Below are 16,971 nucleotides of genomic sequence, written 5' to 3'. Positions count from 1 at the left end.
TTGCTGAAGCAAGATATATTTAGCTAAAAAAGTTAGTTTGCTAATTGATGTAATCCTCAAACCTTAACAACATGAAACAACCTAACTATTTTCAAAATAATTCTAAAAACTCTTTAAGAGAAAAGTATCATCTTTACAAAGGCGAAAAGCTGAACTGGCTTCAAGTAACTCTTCGGCTTGAAAGGTCAATTATCTCTATTATTCTTCCTTGGGTAATTTTTTGTACTATATATGGTACTTTCATATCATTTTTAGCTCATTTAGGATTACCAATAGCATTTTCAGATTCCAGCAATATTCTTACCAATGCTGTTTTAAGTTTTAATATTGGCTTTACATTACTATTAGTCTTTCGGACGAATACAGCCCATGATAGATTTTGGGAAGGTCGTCAACTATGGGGAGCTTTAGTTAATACATCGCGTAACTTAACTCGTGGAATTTCGATAATAGTTAAAGAGAAGACACCAGAAGACAAATTAGAAAAAGAAGCAATGCTTCGCTTAGTAACTGCTTTTGCAGTTGCAATGAAGTTACATCTAAGATCGGTGCCTTTAGACACTCAGTTGGCATCATTAATGTCTGAAAAACAATATTTACAACTCCAAGATAGTGATCATCCTCCACTACAAATTGCTTATTGGATAGGAGATTACTTGCAGTATCAGCATGACCGAAATTGTCTAAATGTCTATCAATTAACTACTCTGCATAATTGTGTAGATGATTTAGTAGATATTTTAGGCGGTTGCGAACGCATTTTAAAAACGCCGCTGCCTTTGATATATACTATTAAACTCAGACAACTGTTATTAATTTTTTGTCTTATATTACCTTTGGAAATTGTGAGCTTTTTAAGTTGGTGGACTGGTATAGTAATGGCTTTTGTAAGTTTTACATTATTAAGTATTGAACAAATTGGCTCAGAAATCGAAGAACCTTTTGGGTTTGATCCTAATGACTTACCTTTAAATACTATTTGCAATACAATCTCAAACAATGTTGAAGAATTAATTAGGCTTGCTTCTAACAATGTTCGTTCTTATTAAATCTATAAATTAATACGGTTCAGTTAAGGCTAAAACTCTCTTTCAAAGTCAATTTTTTTAACGAACCGCATTCGCGCAGCGTCTCGTTAGAGAAGGACGCATAGACACGAAGTGGCTTCCCGAAGGGTAGGACGCAAAGGGAAGGAAGAAATGCTTAACTGAACTGTATTGATCTATAAATAAGTTTTACAAGTCAACTTCTGATGAGAATGGAGAGGTTTTTCCTTTATTAAACATAGAAAATGCTTGGCTGAAAAATGCAATCGTTTAATAAATAGTTCGCCAAGCTTTTACCGTCCCTTTACCAATTTCGCTATCAACAGTTTGACCTCCTTCCAAGACTAGTCTGATATCTAAGTTCTCATCTGGAGCATTTTTCAAAGCAGTGGCTAATTCTTTACTGACAGCAAACTTGCCAGTTGAACCGTCTAATTGAAAAACTTTTTCTCTGACTTTGAGCAAAAGCTTATCGACTTTTTTAGTCGTAACAAATCTAAGATAGTCAGGTCTGGGATACACACGACCTGCGGTGTAGAAAGAAGACCTTGCTTGACCCGAATTTACTGTTACGAGTACTCGAATGCTCGAAGGAGTCCACAAACTAATAACTTGCGTTGAACCCTCACGGAACAAATAGCCACCTAAAGAATTGCGGTCGAAAACTCCAACAAAATCCCCTTCAAAGGGATCAACAATTCTTACGGCTTTCGACCAAGGCACATCCATATCGGGGGACAGTCCAGCTGATTTGACCGTTGGCAAATCGCTTGATGCTTGAGCAAGAATAGCTATTTCTTGAACGGTGAAAGCAGCACAAATTTGAGGGGAAATTACAGCCAAGCTAGCCCCAAAAAGAAGAACTGGAATCGTTTGCGGTAACTTCATCATAAGTCAGGGGTATAATCTTCAAATGGTTCTTACTGCAAAATAGTTTGCCTTACTTCAACTGGTTCACCCGTCAAACTAAAAGGACGAACTTCGGTAATTTTTACCTTCACTAACTGCCCTTTGAGTTCTTTGATGTTACCGCTAAAAAAGGTCAAACGATTACCGCCAGTACGTCCCATTACCTGGGTTGGATCTTTAGGATTTTGGTCTTCTACTAAAACTTCTTCAATGCGTCCAAAGTAACGTTGCGATCGCTCTGCTACTTTCAAGTTTCCCAAATGATTGAGCCGTTGCAGGCGATCGCTTTTAATTTCTTCACTCAGTTGATTGTCCCACAAAGCGGCTGGTGTCCCTGGACGCGGCGAATATGCTGCTGTATTCAACATATCAAAGCCAATATCTTCTACCAGTTTTAAGGTATTTTCAAACTGTGCTTCTGTCTCCCCAGGAAAACCGACAATTACATCAGCACTAATGGAGGCATCTGGCATATACCGCCGAATGGTATCGATAATCCGGCGATATTTCTCATGGGTATAACCCCGCGCCATCGCCTTTAAAAGTTCATTATCCCCAGATTGAAAGGGAATGTGGAAGTGTTCGCACACCTTGGGCAACTCAGCACAAGCTTGAATTAATCTCTCAGTAAAATAACGAGGGTGGCTAGTAGCAAACCTTAGCCTTTCAATCCCCGGCACATCATGGACGTAATAAAGCAAATCTGTAAAGTTGTGCAGATGCCGACCTTCTGGTGTCACTCCAGGTAAATCTCTGCCGTAAGCATCAATATTTTGACCGAGTAGAGTAATTTCTTTGTAACCTTGCCGTCCTAATTCTTCCATTTCCGCCCGGATAGCTGACGGCGTGCGAGATTGTTCGACACCGCGCACATTAGGAACCACACAATAGGTGCAGCGTTCGTTACAGCCGTAAATCACATTCACCCAAGCTGTCACTGTACTATCTCGTCGCGGCTGGGTGATATCTTCAATAATGTGAACTGCCTCGGTTGCTACAACTTGGTTGCCTTCAAATACTGACTCCAACAAATCTTTCAGACGGTTGGCATGTTGTGGTCCCATTACCAAATCTAATTCTGGGACTCGCCGCAACAGCGCTTCTCCTTCTTGCTGGGCAACACAACCAGCAACAATGAGGGTTAAATCAGGCTGCTCATGTTTACGCTTCGCTTGTCTGCCAAGATAGGAATATACCTTTTGTTCAGCATTATCCCGAATTGTACAGGTATTGTAGAGAATCACATCTGCATGATTCGGGTCTTGACACCACTCAAAGCCCATGTCTTCCAAAACGCCAGCCATGCGCTCTGAGTCAGCTTTATTCATCTGACAACCGAAAGTAGTAATGTGATATTGGCGTTTAGAAGTGGTCATGGGCAATTCTGCTGAATCAGCGTAATGTATGTAAGGTTTATTTCTATTCTATAACGCTCTTAAGCTGCTTCAGGAATGCTGAGTAACCAAGAGAGAAACAGGCGCATTGAAATAATTTCAATATAAAAACCTAAAGAATTTACAAACTGCAAGCATTAAGGTAATCAAATTTGACCTCTTTCTCCAGAATCTTGATATCATAGTTGCCAAAGAAATCTCTTGCTGATAATTAGAGTATGTGAACCGAGAATAGGAGATTGTCAAGATTGATTTGGGGGGAGGGTTTGTAGAAATACTACTACAAACTACTCCCATAAGTTAATTTACGGTTACTCTGGTTACTTTATAGTAGTACTTAGTTGTAAAAAATGCTTTTTTTGGGTTAGTATAACTTAGATACATAATTAATCGCGTTTGTGCAAACCATCAAGATTTTTTGACAGTCAAACTTATCTTAAGCGATCGCTAATTTGTCTCCAGGGGCAACAATGCCATTAGCTATGAGACTGTTGGCGTGCTGATAAGCTATAACAGCCTTTTTGGTACCTGGGCCAAAAATACCATCTGGCGATCCTGGATCGAATTCTGAGTGACTTGAGTCTTGGGAAACTTTTTTTAAAGCCTGCTGCAACTTCTTCACCTTCGGGCCGATGCGACCTTCCTGAAGTGAAACAGCAGGAAGGGTTAAAGCCTGGAGACGATCCAAAGCACCGTTGAATCTATTCCGATCTACATCACCCGGTATACCAGGAAAACCAGTCAGGTCGCCTTTGTATTGGTGGAAAGTGTGAAGTTTCCACCCACCTGGAATAGTAGGAGTGTTTGTATCAAAATGTGCAATCCACAGGTCATAGTCAGCAAAGCGTGAGGTTTTGATCTTATCGTTCCAAAAGCTAGGCCCAGTATAGATGATCGGTTTGTAACCTGTAGCAACTTCCACCGCAGTTAAGACGTTGGTAATTTTGTTAAGCTTTTCTGTGGAACTTAAGTCATCCCAATGATCGTTCTGTCCATGATTGTAATAGTCTTGTTCAATGTCTACGACTGGGGGGAGATCACCTGGTTCTATCTCTAGGGCTTGAGCAAACATTTTTACCTGCGGGTCAACCTCCTCAGAAGGACGAAAGAAGAGATAAGCCCCACGAATAATACCAGCTTTCTTTATGGCAGGCCAGTAAGAAGCAAACCGAGTATCTTGCTTATAGGTTCCGTAGTTCACTTTGGCATAAGCAAAGTGAATACCCTGACTTTTCACTTTTTCCCAATCGATATTCTCGCTGTAATCAGAAACATCAATACCTTCAACTGACATAGGTTGTCTGTCCTTGTATGTAAAAATACTTGGCTAGCTACAATGTCATATCGGCTGTTTTCGGAAATCTTTTATGCAGCAAGTAAAATCTTTACAAGTCGAAAATATCTGGATGGTGTTACAACTTAGCGGTGATGAAATTCAACTTCTGTTTCCAGAATTTTAATATCATAGTTGCCAAAGAAATCGTGGCCTAGTAGCCCGATGCTTGCTTTTGGGGCGATCGCTACTTGAAGATTATTAGCTGTAACTCCACCTACTGCAATAGATTTTACCTTACTGGTTGAGAATTTTACTTCACTACCATCAGCAATTTGGGCTTGCATTGTACCTGTAGCCTGGAGTTGAAGTGTATTCGCCATATCTTGAGTGATAATGGTTCCACTAGCACCTGTATCTACAATCATTTCAAAGGTTTTTTTGTCGTTGAAGGTGACATCAATCACAGGAGTTCCACCAAAACGGCGTTTGATTGAGACTCGAAAAACTCTATTATCTGAAGGTGCGGCTATGATATTGCCACAAATCCTTCCTAATCCAACGGTTTTACCAGAGGAAGTTATCATGTAACACGCTCCTGGATCGTCTGCTGTTGCCCGATGAGAGAATGCTAAAAATATCAGCGTCGGCATTAGTGCAATCGCAGCTAGTTTAACGGTCGTAATCCAACGCCTCCAAGCATTCTTCATGTTATACTGCTCTCCAATTTTTGTGATTACTCTTAATAGCTAAACTCATCATGGTAGCTGTAAAACATGGTGTTAAAAGCACACGTTTCTAATATAAAAACTCAGTTTTTATTAATTAAAAAATAAAAATTCAAATTCTCTCTATTTAGAACTGGATATTTTTAACCAATTTTTGTAGTTTTAAGTTAGCTGATAAAGTTTTTTTATATAATGTGTCTCAATAAAGATGAAATTGCATCTTACTCAGTACATCTTACCTATAATTACTGATTGATAAATTAAAGATTAGGTAAAGACACGATAAAACTACTTAGAGCAATTCTCTGTGAAGTTGCACATTATTTTGACCCCTCCCAACCTCCCCGATGCTTTGGGGAGGTGCCGTAGGTGGTGGGGTTATTTCTATGCGTCTTCATAAAGAATTGGTATTAGAGCAAATTCAATCTGACATATTAAGAAGTTGGATAAGATAAATTTGTTAGCTTACTCAAAGCTTGCTGCTGCATTTACAGCAGTTGCGATCGCATTTTTAACAGCGACATCTCTTTGTTCTAGAATGATATTTTCACTATCAGTACGCGAAGCAACTACACCGCAAATAGCAGCAGCAGCAAAATTATACACTCCTGCCATTTTGAATAGTGTGCCGCATTCCATCTCGTAATTCAAGATATTCAAGCGCCGATATTCTTCTGTAATGCCATGCAGCGATCGCATTAAATTTGGATTGGCGGAATCAGTGCGTTCTTGTCCTTCGTAAAAAGTATCAACTGATGCCGTAATTCCGATGTAATGTTCAACCTTTAATTCTCGTGCAGCTTTAACTAAAGCGACTGTCAGAAAAGGATCGGCTGCGGCTGGATATTCCACAGGTGCAATATCATTTGCTGCACCTTGGCGACATAATGCTGCACTGCTAATAACAACGCTACCAACTGGTATATAAGATTGAATTGATCCACAAGTTCCAATGCGAATAATTTGCCGAATTCCTACTTGTACCAACTCATTAACTACAATACTTAATGAAGGCGCACCCATACCACTTGTAGCTGATAAGATGCTGCGACCATTGGGTAAGTATCCCACATAGCTATTGAGTCCGCGATTTTCTGACAACAAGCGTACATCTTGTAAATAAGTTTGGGCAATGAGACGCGATCGCTCTGGATCGCCAGATAATAGGGCAATACTGGGAGGTGATGAACCTAAATCGTCTTGTCCAAAGCCAATGTGATAGAAGCGTTTATTTAGCATTCAATTTTGGATTTTAAATTTAGATTTTGGATTATCTTACTTACGAACCGTCTTTACCTTTTCATGTAAGATGCCATTGGTCATAAAACTTAGAGGATGTCTCAGAAGTATTAAATATTTCTCTTGATCCCCCCTAGCCCCCATTTTTAAGGGGGAAAAGCTTCTTAAAGTCCCCCTTTTTAAGGGGGATTTAGGGGGATCTACAGGTCTCAAATACGACACCAAAAAGTTTTCAGACATCCTCTTAGACTCTGGAATAATTTTTTGGTGAATTTCTGTCATTTCTAGGGAGCGATTAATACTTTGCAACCGATTCAAGAAACAGTCAGGCTTGCGATCGCTTACTTGTGGTATGGCTACTTTTTCAATGTAGCATGTTGAAGTAGCTTCATTTAGGGACACAGTTAGGTTGTGTCCCTTTCAATTACCATTAGGTAGAACCAACTTCACAGATGACATTGCTACTATTTCCGAAACAGCCTATTCGGTAAACTGAATTCGACACTCAGGAGGTTTTTGTGCCTACTTTAAGAACCCTGCAACCTGGAGATGAAGTATCGCTGGAATCATTTCTCTTGCAACACACTGATACTTCTATGTTTTTGCGCTCTAATTGGCGAGCGGTGGGACTGCTTGACCAAGGTGCAAGATTTCAAGGAACTTATATAGCGGCATATATAGATGAAACTATAGTGGCAGTTGCAGCCCATTTTTGGAATGGGATGATCGTAATCCAAGCCCCTGTACATCTGCCAGAAGTGGTGCAAGCAGTTGTAGCACAATCTGGACGTGCTATTTCTGGAATTAGTGGCCCAGCAGCACAAGTCGAAGCGACAAAAAGCATTTTGGGATTTAGCAACGGACCAACTCAGCTTGATGAGGCTGAGATATTGTTTTCTCTAGGATTACGAGACTTGCAAATACCTGAAGCTTTAGCATCAGCAAGGGTGCAGTGTCGTTTGCCACATCCAGAGGAGTTGGAATTACTCACTGAATGGTGTGCTGCTTTTAGTGTGGAAACTTTAGGACAAAGAGATATTCCCAGTTCAACAACAGCTAGCCGTCTCGTAATTGAAGCCCGTCAATCTATGACAATGCATTGGGTTTTGGTAGAAGAAGATACCCCAGTTGCTTACTCTGCTTTCAATGCCAGCCTACCTGATATTGTGCAAATTGGTGGAGTGTGGACACCACCAGCGCTGCGGGGTAAAGGCTACGCCAAAAGTGTGGTAGCTGGCTCGTTGTTAGATGCGCGATCGCGATCGCATTTATGAAACATTGGTACTGACAACATCGCAACCAGAGTTTTACTTAACTTTTGGCTTTCGTGTTGTCGAAGAACACATCTTTAAAGTTAAGTGTTACCCCACAATTAGCACTTATAGGTTCCGAATACTGGATTTTACAGATACTAAAGATTACACATTACTACACAGACTTTTGGAAACACGCATTCCTGTCTCTAATATAGTTGGCGTAGTCAACGAAAAACCCTTATTCTGCGTCAATGAAGGAAGTCGTCCTTTATACTATGCAGAAGATTTAGATTTAATTGCTTGTATGGAGATAGAAGGTACCCGACTTCATCTTTTTGATCTAGTTACAACGCAGATATGCCCTTTGAAGAAAATTCTTAGTAAGATACCTCAACTAATTGAAGAAGTGGTGATTTACTTGAGTCCAGAACTTCTGGATGTCAAAGATGTGCAAGCATTCACCCATACTTTTGATGAAACTGTGCTGATGGTTCGCGGTAAATTTGCAGCCGAGGGCGAGAAATTTATGCTGCCTCGTTCTGCAAGGTGTTGAGTTACTCAAAAACAATTCAATCATAATAGAACTGAGAGTTTCATCATCAGGACTGCCAAAAGATGTATCAAACTGACCCACCGCGATCGCTAGGCGTTGAACCCGATTTAGATTAGCTTTTTGCCTCCCTCATAGCCCTGCAAACCACTCATAACCCTGATCTTCCCAATAGCCTTTAATCGGTAACAAATTGCTGACGAATGTAATTTGAGTTACCCATTTGCTCTGCTTGTAGCCCAGTTTAATAGGAGACGCTAGGCGTATGGGCGCACCATTATCAACTGATAAGGGTTGTCCATTCTTTTGATAAGCCATGAGAGTTTGGGGATGTATGGCAGAAGCAAGATCCCAGCTTTCATAGTAGCCATCAGCAGATTTGAAGTAGACATAGCGGACGTTTGACTTAGGCTGTACTAGCCTTACTAAGTCTCGTAATCGCACACCTCCCCATTGAACGATCGCAGCCCAGCCTTCAACACAGACATGGCGAATTACCATTGAAGTCAAGGGAAGTTTTTGAATATCTGCCATACTCAATTGCATTGCATTATTGACCTCACCATCAATTATTAAGCGAAACTGCGCCGGATCAATTTGCGGGGTGAAGTCAAAGGTATTAATCAGCAATTTGTCTGCTTCTATGGCACTGACAGGAAATTCAGGTATAGGTTTTTGAGTTAGCAGGAGTGCTTCAAGACTTTGGTTTAGTGGCTCAGATATTTGACGCAGATTATCTGAGAACAAATTTGTTCCGCAGCCACCAAAAAGAAAGCCTACCCCTGAAAGTCCAGATAGTTGCAGTAATCGGCGACGAGATAGGGTGCGTTTGGGAAGAATCAGACTCATAAGTACCTCTAAAGGAATATAGACTTAATTAGACGGATGCTTCCTACTTTCAGGGCAAGTAAGGAATGAGCAATTGTAAACAGTATGACAGTGGGAACAGTAATAAAGTGAACAGTGCGTAGAGTTTGCCGACTTCCAAACAGCCCCGAAATCCAATGCAGTTGGGCAGGTTTGTACATCGCCAGACCACTCAAAATTGCCAGCAGCAGCGCTGGAATGATAGCAGTATAAACTAGCCGATGCCATGCGTAGTTCTTGCGCTTTGGGTTCTGGCTGACTTGCAATGCTTTTAAGTCACCGCGATGTTTCCAGATAAACTGCTGTCTGCAATGCGCTATAGTTTGGTGGACATCTTGAAGAACATGCGGAGATTTCATCATGACGGCTGCCACCACGCCCCAGGTTCCTGTTGAAGCCTCAATCCGTCCGGTAGAACCCTGTGCGATTGTTATCTTTGGAGCAGCGGGAGATTTAACCAAGCGTCTGCTGCTTCCCGCCCTCTACAACCTCAAACAAAGCAATTTGCTACCGCCGGAATTTGCGATCGTTGGAATCGCACACACTTCAATGAGTCAGGACGATTTTCGTAACAAACTCACCCAAGACATTCATGAGTTTGCAACGGTTCCCGTAGACGATCATCTTTGGCAAACGCTTGAGCAGCGACTGTACTATCTTGCTGGTGAGTTTGAGTCAGCTGACACTTACCATCAGTTACAAGACTTACTCACTCAAGTCGATCGAGACTGTGGTACTCAGGGAAACTATTTGTTCTACCTGGCAACTGCCTCTAACTTCTTTTGCGACATCATTACGCAGCTTGGTGCGGCAGGATTAGTGCGCGAAGACAGCGATCGCTGGCGGCGAGTTATCATCGAGAAACCGTTTGGGCACGACTTGGACTCGGCTCGTGCCCTGAATAAATCCATTGGTGCTGTCCTTCAAGAAAAACAGATTTACCGCATCGATCACTACCTGGGCAAAGAGACTGTACAAAACATTCTGGTGTTTCGGTTTGGTAATGGCTTGTTTGAACCGATTTGGAATCGTGAACATATCGATCACGTACAGATTACCGTAGCCGAAACGGTTGGAGTTGAAGGCAGAGGCAACTTCTATGAAGGTACAGGCGCAGTGCGCGACATGGTGCAAAACCATCTGTTTCAACTGCTGGCAATGACGGCGATGGAACCACCAGTCTCGTTTTCAGCCGATGAGGTGCGTGATGAAAAGTCAAAACTATTGAAGTCCATCATTCCGCTGACTGCTGAAACTGTGCAAACTCATACTGTACGGGGACAATATGGTGCGGCAACGGTGAAGGATACCCAAGTGCCTGCTTATCGCTCAGAGCCACGAGTTGCGTCAGACTCTACCACTGAAACTTATGCCGCCTTAAAGTTAAATATCGACAACTGGCGCTGGGCAGGGGTGCCGTTTTATCTACGAACGGGCAAGCGTTTGGCTAAACGCGTGACTGAAATTGCAATTCAGTTTAAGCAAGTACCTTCACTATTATTTCGCCAAACCTCGATCGAGCGCCTCACACCTAATTTTTTGACCATCCGCATTCAACCACAGGAAGGAATTCACCTCCAATTTGGTGCAAAGGTGCCTGGCCCCGCTATGACAATGGATGCGGTGGAAATGGAGTTTTGCTACACTGACTACTTTGGCAAGATCCGGAGTACTGGCTATGAAACTTTGCTGTACGACTGCATGATCGGTGATGCGACTTTGTTTCAGCGATCGGACAACGTAGAACTGGGCTGGAGCGTCGTCACCCCAATTCTGGAGGCTTGGGCAACCACGTCACCTGAAAACTTTCCCAACTACGCAGCAGGATCATGGGGGCCATCGGCAGCAGATGATTTGTTAGTGCGCGATGGTCGGCAGTGGCAGAGGATTGACCTATAGTCTAAACATACACTTATGTGCTAAATCTCTTAACATCAAGTTTTCGCACAATTGAGGTGACATCAGATGCCAGATATTATAGATACTGCAATTAATGCGGGTTCTTTCAACACCTTGGTAACAGCTATTACTACCGCTGGTCTTGATACTGCACTTAAAGGAGATGGGCCATTTACTGTCTTTGCCCCAACAGACGAAGCCTTTTCCAAACTTCCATCAGGAGCCGTAGAAGAACTCCTACAGGATGTCATTAAGTTAAGAGAGATTTTAGAGTACCATGTGGTTTCTGGCAAGATTAATGCGACTGATTTAGTTAAGTTGCAAAAGCTAACAACAACCCAGGGAAAAGATATCAAAGTTAATGCTGAGAATGATGTTAAGGTGAATGATGCTTACATTGTGACTTCGGATGTGGAAGCTGACAATGGTGTTATCCATGTCATTGACAATGTATTATTTCCTGAATAACTTTGTTCAAATATTTGCTTTAATTGAAATTTTTAATTGCGATCGGATGAGCATTTGATTTTTTGCCTTTATTGGCAATCAAAATCACCCAAACTAAATATGCTTATTCAGATTTAGTAGTTAATGTTGTATATCTATTACTGATAATTGGATTTAAATAGTTAAATATTTCCAGTGAATCGCTAGTAGATATACAACATATTTATATCGCTTAGTATTCACCGCCCCTTTTGCCCAAGCGTCGGGAGCAAGTACTCAAAGGCTGTGATTACTTGGGAACAATCATCTAGCTTGTGAAGTTGCAAAAATTACATTGGGAGCAGGAGGCGATCGCCATAATATCATCTGCGGTTAAACACAAATCAATTGCGATCGCAGCGTCGCAATCTCAAACCCTGACGATTCACTCCACTTTGTTGCGATCGCAATCACATATTACAAGTAATTTGCTGGATTTGATTCAGCAACGCCTAACATTGAGATTTATTTCCCCCGTCTCTTCTGTTTAATTGCATAGCCGTAGGGCGCTGCCATTTTTCTAGTAGCGATCGCTCGAAAGCAACTGATAGATCGAGCTTGAGATCGTCAAACGTTCAGATGACACAAAAGGCTTCAACTTACTACCGAAACACTGGATTGTGGAAGGAATGCTCAGATAGCTGAACTTTTCTATAAATTCTCATGTGTTCCTTCCGTTTTGCCCATAATAGCAAGTAGTAAAGAAAACTTTTTTGTTCAGTAATATTTCGCCAACGGTATCCTCAATTAACTTTTGTTAAGTTTCCGAAAATCTCTCATTTTTTTGAAGAGTATAAGCAGTTGCGGACAGTCCATTACAACTATCTACAACTGTAGTAACAACCATTTCCTTAACCAAAGGAGTAAAATATGAAAATTGTTGACACAAATCCCCTTTTTGTAGAGCTTTCCTTTGAAGAAGCTAGTACCATTAAGGGTGGAGCTTTAGTAGTACTTCGTGAAAACATCGATTATGGTGGTAAGACATTAGTAAAAGCAACCCGAAGCGTTTCATACGTTGGGTCTGATGCTAACGATGAAACTTCCTCAATTATTATTACAGGAGGAACGTGGCGTTTCTATGCAGATGCAAATTACAAAGGTTCTTACAAAGATCTAGGACCAGGCTACTATCCTTGGGTCGAAAACTTTGGGATACCTAATGACACAATCTCATCCTTGAAATTAATCGCATCTTAGAGTGCTTGGTTCTGGGAAAATTGAAGCAGCAGTCTGTAATGCAAAACCCGTAGCCATCGATTGTGGTAATTCACGCTTGGTGTCGTCGCCCTCATGCTAGAGAAGCTGCAAAAAACGCAAAGTAGCGTTTCGGAAGTGCCGACATAAATAACTTTTAGAGTCGGCACTTAGTCGATTTACCCACTGGTTTAAATATCAACGATTTAGGCTTAGTTTTAACAGAGGAAAAATTTTGGTTGCTAAACCTGGAAAGCTAATGGATTAAAGCTTATAGCAAGCACACCAGAAGAATAGCCCAGGAGTAAGCGGCTTGCCAAAAATCCCCAGACGCGATCGCACGCATCCTCACAGCCAAACGTACACCATGACCAACAGTAACAGCAACCGAGACGACGAACTGGAGTTAATCAGGCTGCTCAGGTAGAATTTCTGGCGCCAGTCTTTGAAAACAAAGACAAAGTTATATTTGATGATTCTCATAGTACAGAAGTACTTCAACTTCAATGGAAGTATAAAGTCGCTGATGAGATGAAAGGTTGGGTAGAGAGAATAAAAGAGTTAGGAACTTATTTTTTAGAGTAAATAAGGGTTAAAAGTTAAGTAACTGCTGGAATATTTGTGCAAATCTGATTATCACATCAGCGCTAACTAACGATTAGGGTGGGTAACAGTGCCCACCCTAACACTTTAACTTGCTACTGCCTCAGCAGCAGTTGTGGGTGAATAAACACTAACTTTTTTACGGGTTTTGCCCTTTCTCTCAAACGTCACAACACCGTCGATTAAGGCAAACAAAGTGTCATCGCTACCAATACCAACATTGTTACCAGGGTGGAATTTAGTACCACGCTGACGCACGAGAATGTTTCCTGCACGTACAACTTGACCGCCATAACGCTTGACACCCAGACGTTGGGCATTAGAATCACGACCGTTGCGTGTACTACCTGTTCCTTTCTTATGAGCCATGATTTCCTCTTGTGTATCTACTTCTTTTATTATTCAGCAGCGGTTTCAACTTCTTCAGCAGGACTGTTATCTATAATGGGGGTTTCCTTCTCCGCTTCTCCTTGGGCAGCAAATACTGCACCGTTAAGGGTGATGGAGTCTATCATAAGTCTGGTAATTTCCTGACGATGCCCCCGCTTTTTGCGGGTTTTCTTTTTCGGCTTCATTTTGTATACCAGAACTTTACGACCTCTGTAATGTCGCAGTACAGTCCCTTCTACAGTCGCACCCGTTACTAATGGCTGTCCAATGGTGACTTCGCCATCGTGCTGCACGAGTAATACGGAATCTATTGTAACTTTTTCATCTGGTTCGATCGCAAGCAGTTCAATGTCATAAAACCGCCCTGGCTCTACTCGTATTTGTTTGCCGCCAGTTTCAATAATCGCGTAGGTCATGGAATTGTCCTTGAGGTTGCCGTACAGGTAGCTGGTTTTTATCTCCTGTAGAGACGCTTTTGCCAGCTTTTGTAATATGTCTACCTGATCCGAGCAGGAATTAGACAGACAATCTAACATACTATTTGATTAATAGGCGTCAAGTCAAGCTCTAACAGGATTTTTGGGTTTGGCGTTGCTGTCTGGTCAGCCTGAAAATGAAAAATCAGCTAATTACTCTGTGCAATCACTCATTTTCCAAGAGTGGGGAGGGATTAGCCAACAGTCATCATGAGTATAGGCATAGCCCGTCGTAGACATCGCCGACTCGCACGAATGTAAATTGTATTTATAAGAAGTCAGAACAAATACTTTTTAAATAAAAATTGCTACTATCTTAGGGCTGAATCTATCAAAAATTAACATTAGTTCGTATTAGCTGAAAAGTTATATTTTTTTATCAAAATCAACACATTTTTGTTCTTTGTTTTAAGATATAAATATAAGGTGTCTCATCTAGAAATTCTTTACGAAAGTTAGTGAATCCTCAAAAGTTAAACTATCACATTCAAACCTGATATTTCAAACAGGAGATTGATTGTCATGACACAGGAAAATGCTGCCCGACTTTTTCAAGCGGTAAAACAAGATCAAGCGTTACAGCAAAGACTCAAAGCAACAGCCGATCCAGAAGCCTTCATCAAAATTGCTCAAGAGCGTGGCTATGATTTCACCGCCAGAGAACTGGATAGTGAAATCAGCAAATTATCTGAAGAAGATTTAGCTGCCATTGTCAATCCAGGATGGGGGAATAGACGCCACATTTATCCTAGATAATTCCTGTTCTAGGAAACCGAAAGTATAAGAATAACTGAATTGACAAGTTTTGCTACTCAAGGGGATACCGTTGCATCATCTCCTTTAGGGGTATTCTTGTTAAACATAAAACTCAGATCCCTGACTTCTTAGAGAAGTCGGGGATTTTATTGTTCGCAAATGATTAAGTAGGGCTGTTATATACCGATTGTCAGCTGTCTTTATGCTGTGACAATATCTATGGAATATCTAAAGAGAGTTAAAAATCCTTTCTCTACTCTCCATCTCGCCACCTGCTTAACTCATGAGTTAGGATGACTATATTTTAATCAGGTGATATGAAAAGAATAGAAGTTGAGCAAAGAACTATTTTAATTGGTTTGGCTGGTAGCCACGGTTATGGTTTAAATCGTCCTGATTCCGACTTTGATTATCGGGGAGTGTTTATCGCACCCAAAAGGTACTACTTGGGATTTGATCGGATAGAACAAAAAGATACTGGTTGGGATGAACCAGGAATATTTCCATTCGTTGATGGTAACAAAGACACAGTTATATATGAATTAAGAAAAATCCTCCAGTTATTAGCGGGCGCAAATCCCAATGTTTTAGAATTGCTCTGGTTAAATAACTATCCTTTTTTAAGCGCAGTCGGACAGCATTTAATTAATCATAAACAGTTATTTTTGAGCAAGAAGGTAAAACATACTTACACTGGTTATGCCTTTGCCCAAATCAAAAAGATGGAAACTCATCGTAAGTGGTTGTTAAAGCCACCGCAAAAAAAACCGATACCATCTGACTTCGCTATAGAAGACGAAACACCTCTGAGTAAAGATGAGCTAAATGCTTTTCTGGAGTATCTTTATAACTTAATCAGAGGACGGATTGAATTTTTGGAAGAAGCGGAACAATTATATCAATTGCTGACAGCAGATATTGATTTTAAAGGAGTGTTAAAACAATATACTTTACCCGATGAAACTTTGGAATATACACAAAAGTTAACCAATAGCCGTAAAGATTTTATTCGTCTGCTTCAGAAAAGTCAAAGCTATCAAATAGCTTTAAGAGAATGGAAGGCTTACTTATCTTGGCAAGAGAATAGAAATCCGGCTAGGGCAGAAATGGAAAGAAAGTCGGGTTTTGACCTCAAACATGGAATGCACTGCATTAGATTGTTACGCAGCGGAGTAGAAATATTGCAGCGAGGTGAAGTAATTGTAGATAGGAGAATAGCTGGTGATGTTGAGGATTTAAAAGCTATTTTAAAAGGTGAGTATTCTTATGAACAAGTGATGAAAATGGCAGAAGATTTGGTCGCCGAAATGGAAATTGTTTGCGAACAATCTGCCCTACCTCATAAACCTGATTTGGAGGAAATTAATGAGTTGTGTATGGAATTGGTGGAAATGCAGAATTGGTAAGCTATTGGGCATTGGGCATTGGGCATTGTTAATTAAGTTTCTTCCCCATTCCCCATTCCCCATTCCCCATTAAAGAGCGTACATTAAGTCAGCAAAGCCATAGAGGCTGATGATGAGTAATAGGGATGCTGTTAGTTGGGTAATTCGTCTCTGGGGTGAGGGGGCGATCGCTTCCCGCACTAAGATAGAAATAGATGCCCCCACTACTAAGCTCAAGCCTAAGATTAAATAGGGTATGTCGGGTAAAATACTGGCTATTGCCAGCATCGCGATCGCTAATAAGAGCATCAATAATTCTACAAACCTGGGCGGGTTGTATTGGCTAGATAGAACAAAGCTGTTGAACCAAAAAGACCAAAATCTCATAGTCAGTGTTGAGTTAAAAGTAAGGAGTTAGGAGTTAGAAATTATGAGTTAGGAGTTAGGAGTTAGGAATTATATAGCTCAGTGGTGAATCCTGAGTTAAAAGTTAGGAGTTGTGAATTATATAGTCAGT

At 41.0% G+C, this 16,971-nt stretch carries 18 protein-coding genes and 1 pseudogene; 9 read left to right on the top strand and 10 right to left on the bottom strand.

The genetic code is table 11. The annotated features are described in order from the left end of the window. The first annotated feature begins 71 nt into the window (after nt 1-71). A complete protein-coding gene (locus HWQ40_RS16965; protein ID WP_292779750.1) occupies nt 72-1,049 on the top strand; it encodes a bestrophin family protein in 978 nt (325 codons plus the stop codon). 267 nt (nt 1,050-1,316) lie between these two features. Here the strand turns inward: HWQ40_RS16965 and HWQ40_RS16960 are convergent, their stop codons facing one another. The 5 genes from HWQ40_RS16960 to HWQ40_RS16940 form a co-directional block, all read right to left on the bottom strand. Beyond that, nucleotides 1,317-1,937, bottom strand: coding sequence for a hypothetical protein (locus tag HWQ40_RS16960; RefSeq protein WP_292779748.1), 621 nt, complete (start codon nt 1,935-1,937; stop codon nt 1,317-1,319). A 29-nt stretch (nt 1,938-1,966) separates the two neighbouring features. Next, the gene (gene miaB / locus HWQ40_RS16955) at nt 1,967-3,331 is read right to left on the bottom strand and encodes a tRNA (N6-isopentenyl adenosine(37)-C2)-methylthiotransferase MiaB (protein WP_292779746.1); all 1,365 of its coding nucleotides are present in this window, start codon (nt 3,329-3,331) and stop codon (nt 1,967-1,969) included. A gap of 454 nt (nt 3,332-3,785) precedes the next feature. Further along, nucleotides 3,786-4,643 (bottom strand): GH25 family lysozyme, encoded by an 858-nt coding sequence (locus tag HWQ40_RS16950; protein ID WP_292779744.1) that lies wholly within the window; start codon nt 4,641-4,643, stop codon nt 3,786-3,788. A 125-nt stretch (nt 4,644-4,768) separates the two neighbouring features. After that, nucleotides 4,769-5,332 carry a retropepsin-like aspartic protease gene (locus HWQ40_RS16945; protein ID WP_292779743.1) on the bottom strand — a complete coding sequence of 188 codons (564 nt, stop codon included), beginning with the start codon at nt 5,330-5,332 and terminating at the stop codon, nt 4,769-4,771. A 483-nt stretch (nt 5,333-5,815) separates the two neighbouring features. Next, entirely contained in the window at nt 5,816-6,589 is a 774-nt protein-coding gene (locus HWQ40_RS16940; RefSeq protein WP_292779742.1) for a nucleoside phosphorylase, read from the bottom strand. 518 nt (nt 6,590-7,107) lie between these two features. Between HWQ40_RS16940 and HWQ40_RS16935 the strand changes: the two genes are divergently transcribed. Then, nucleotides 7,108-7,863, top strand: coding sequence for a GNAT family N-acetyltransferase (locus tag HWQ40_RS16935; RefSeq protein WP_292779741.1), 756 nt, complete (start codon nt 7,108-7,110; stop codon nt 7,861-7,863). Next, nucleotides 7,838-8,398, top strand: coding sequence for a hypothetical protein (locus HWQ40_RS16930; RefSeq protein WP_292779740.1), 561 nt, complete (start codon nt 7,838-7,840; stop codon nt 8,396-8,398). Before HWQ40_RS16935 ends, HWQ40_RS16930 begins: the two co-directional genes overlap by 26 nt. A gap of 129 nt (nt 8,399-8,527) precedes the next feature. On the opposite strand, the gene HWQ40_RS16925 is transcribed toward HWQ40_RS16930, so the two are convergent. Together HWQ40_RS16925 and HWQ40_RS16920 are read right to left on the bottom strand one after the other, a co-directional pair. After that, nucleotides 8,528-9,244, bottom strand: coding sequence for a molybdopterin-dependent oxidoreductase (locus HWQ40_RS16925; protein WP_292779738.1), 717 nt, complete (start codon nt 9,242-9,244; stop codon nt 8,528-8,530). An 8-nt stretch (nt 9,245-9,252) separates the two neighbouring features. Beyond that, nucleotides 9,253-9,543, bottom strand: a pseudogene (locus tag HWQ40_RS16920) (cytochrome b/b6 domain-containing protein); the annotation flags it as partial. Nucleotides 9,544-9,622: 79 nt separating this feature from the next. Between HWQ40_RS16920 and zwf the strand changes: the two are divergent. The 4 genes from zwf (at nt 9,623) to HWQ40_RS16900 (ending at nt 12,847) form a co-directional block, all read left to right on the top strand. Next, entirely contained in the window at nt 9,623-11,161 is a 1,539-nt protein-coding gene (gene zwf / locus HWQ40_RS16915; protein WP_292779736.1) for a glucose-6-phosphate dehydrogenase, read from the top strand. A gap of 66 nt (nt 11,162-11,227) precedes the next feature. Further along, nucleotides 11,228-11,629 carry a fasciclin domain-containing protein gene (locus HWQ40_RS16910; RefSeq protein WP_292779734.1) on the top strand — a complete coding sequence of 134 codons (402 nt, stop codon included), beginning with the start codon at nt 11,228-11,230 and terminating at the stop codon, nt 11,627-11,629. Between the two features lie 293 nt (nt 11,630-11,922). Further along, a complete protein-coding gene (locus HWQ40_RS16905) occupies nt 11,923-12,138 on the top strand; it encodes a hypothetical protein (RefSeq protein ID WP_292779733.1) in 216 nt (71 codons plus the stop codon). A 379-nt stretch (nt 12,139-12,517) separates the two neighbouring features. Then, the gene (locus HWQ40_RS16900; protein ID WP_292779732.1) at nt 12,518-12,847 is read left to right on the top strand and encodes a beta/gamma crystallin-related protein; all 330 of its coding nucleotides are present in this window, start codon (nt 12,518-12,520) and stop codon (nt 12,845-12,847) included. A 687-nt stretch (nt 12,848-13,534) separates the two neighbouring features. On the opposite strand, the gene rpmA is transcribed toward HWQ40_RS16900, so the two are convergent. Both rpmA and rplU read right to left on the bottom strand, forming a co-directional pair. Continuing rightward, nucleotides 13,535-13,816, bottom strand: coding sequence for a 50S ribosomal protein L27 (gene rpmA, locus HWQ40_RS16895; RefSeq protein ID WP_292779730.1), 282 nt, complete (start codon nt 13,814-13,816; stop codon nt 13,535-13,537). A gap of 29 nt (nt 13,817-13,845) precedes the next feature. Beyond that, a complete protein-coding gene (gene rplU, locus HWQ40_RS16890) occupies nt 13,846-14,253 on the bottom strand; it encodes a 50S ribosomal protein L21 (protein ID WP_292779776.1) in 408 nt (135 codons plus the stop codon). Between the two features lie 582 nt (nt 14,254-14,835). Between rplU and HWQ40_RS16885 the strand changes: the two genes are divergently transcribed. Together HWQ40_RS16885 and HWQ40_RS16880 are read left to right on the top strand one after the other, a co-directional pair. Then, nucleotides 14,836-15,069, top strand: coding sequence for a Nif11-like leader peptide family natural product precursor (locus HWQ40_RS16885; RefSeq protein WP_292779729.1), 234 nt, complete (start codon nt 14,836-14,838; stop codon nt 15,067-15,069). A gap of 317 nt (nt 15,070-15,386) precedes the next feature. Continuing rightward, nucleotides 15,387-16,475 carry a nucleotidyltransferase domain-containing protein gene (locus HWQ40_RS16880; protein ID WP_292779728.1) on the top strand — a complete coding sequence of 363 codons (1,089 nt, stop codon included), beginning with the start codon at nt 15,387-15,389 and terminating at the stop codon, nt 16,473-16,475. Between the two features lie 69 nt (nt 16,476-16,544). Here the strand turns inward: HWQ40_RS16880 and HWQ40_RS16875 are convergent, their stop codons facing one another. Beyond that, the gene (locus tag HWQ40_RS16875) at nt 16,545-16,841 is read right to left on the bottom strand and encodes a hypothetical protein (protein ID WP_292779727.1); all 297 of its coding nucleotides are present in this window, start codon (nt 16,839-16,841) and stop codon (nt 16,545-16,547) included. Between the last annotated feature and the right edge of the window lie 130 nt (nt 16,842-16,971).

The organism is Nostoc sp. NMS9, assembly GCF_017114995.1.
GTDB lineage: Bacteria > Cyanobacteriota > Cyanobacteriia > Cyanobacteriales > Nostocaceae > Nostoc.
This window is presented reverse-complemented; position numbering and strand designations above follow the sequence as displayed.

Excerpts from the sequence above, each read along its gene's own strand:
- HWQ40_RS16965 (WP_292779750.1), top strand. The coding sequence starts at position 72 with ATGAAACAACCTAACTATTTTCAAAATAATTCTAAAAACTCTTTAAGA.
- HWQ40_RS16960 (WP_292779748.1), bottom strand. The coding sequence starts at position 1,937 with ATGATGAAGTTACCGCAAACGATTCCAGTTCTTCTTTTTGGGGCTAGC.
- miaB (WP_292779746.1), bottom strand. The coding sequence starts at position 3,331 with ATGACCACTTCTAAACGCCAATATCACATTACTACTTTCGGTTGTCAG.
- HWQ40_RS16950 (WP_292779744.1), bottom strand. The coding sequence starts at position 4,643 with ATGTCAGTTGAAGGTATTGATGTTTCTGATTACAGCGAGAATATCGAT.
- HWQ40_RS16945 (WP_292779743.1), bottom strand. The coding sequence starts at position 5,332 with ATGAAGAATGCTTGGAGGCGTTGGATTACGACCGTTAAACTAGCTGCG.
- HWQ40_RS16940 (WP_292779742.1), bottom strand. The coding sequence starts at position 6,589 with ATGCTAAATAAACGCTTCTATCACATTGGCTTTGGACAAGACGATTTA.
- HWQ40_RS16930 (WP_292779740.1), top strand. The coding sequence starts at position 7,838 with ATGCGCGATCGCGATCGCATTTATGAAACATTGGTACTGACAACATCG.
- HWQ40_RS16925 (WP_292779738.1), bottom strand. The coding sequence starts at position 9,244 with ATGAGTCTGATTCTTCCCAAACGCACCCTATCTCGTCGCCGATTACTG.
- zwf (WP_292779736.1), top strand. The coding sequence starts at position 9,623 with ATGACGGCTGCCACCACGCCCCAGGTTCCTGTTGAAGCCTCAATCCGT.
- HWQ40_RS16910 (WP_292779734.1), top strand. The coding sequence starts at position 11,228 with ATGCCAGATATTATAGATACTGCAATTAATGCGGGTTCTTTCAACACC.
- HWQ40_RS16900 (WP_292779732.1), top strand. The coding sequence starts at position 12,518 with ATGAAAATTGTTGACACAAATCCCCTTTTTGTAGAGCTTTCCTTTGAA.
- rpmA (WP_292779730.1), bottom strand. The coding sequence starts at position 13,816 with ATGGCTCATAAGAAAGGAACAGGTAGTACACGCAACGGTCGTGATTCT.
- rplU (WP_292779776.1), bottom strand. The coding sequence starts at position 14,253 with ATGACCTACGCGATTATTGAAACTGGCGGCAAACAAATACGAGTAGAG.
- HWQ40_RS16885 (WP_292779729.1), top strand. The coding sequence starts at position 14,836 with ATGACACAGGAAAATGCTGCCCGACTTTTTCAAGCGGTAAAACAAGAT.
- HWQ40_RS16880 (WP_292779728.1), top strand. The coding sequence starts at position 15,387 with ATGAAAAGAATAGAAGTTGAGCAAAGAACTATTTTAATTGGTTTGGCT.
- HWQ40_RS16875 (WP_292779727.1), bottom strand. The coding sequence starts at position 16,841 with ATGAGATTTTGGTCTTTTTGGTTCAACAGCTTTGTTCTATCTAGCCAA.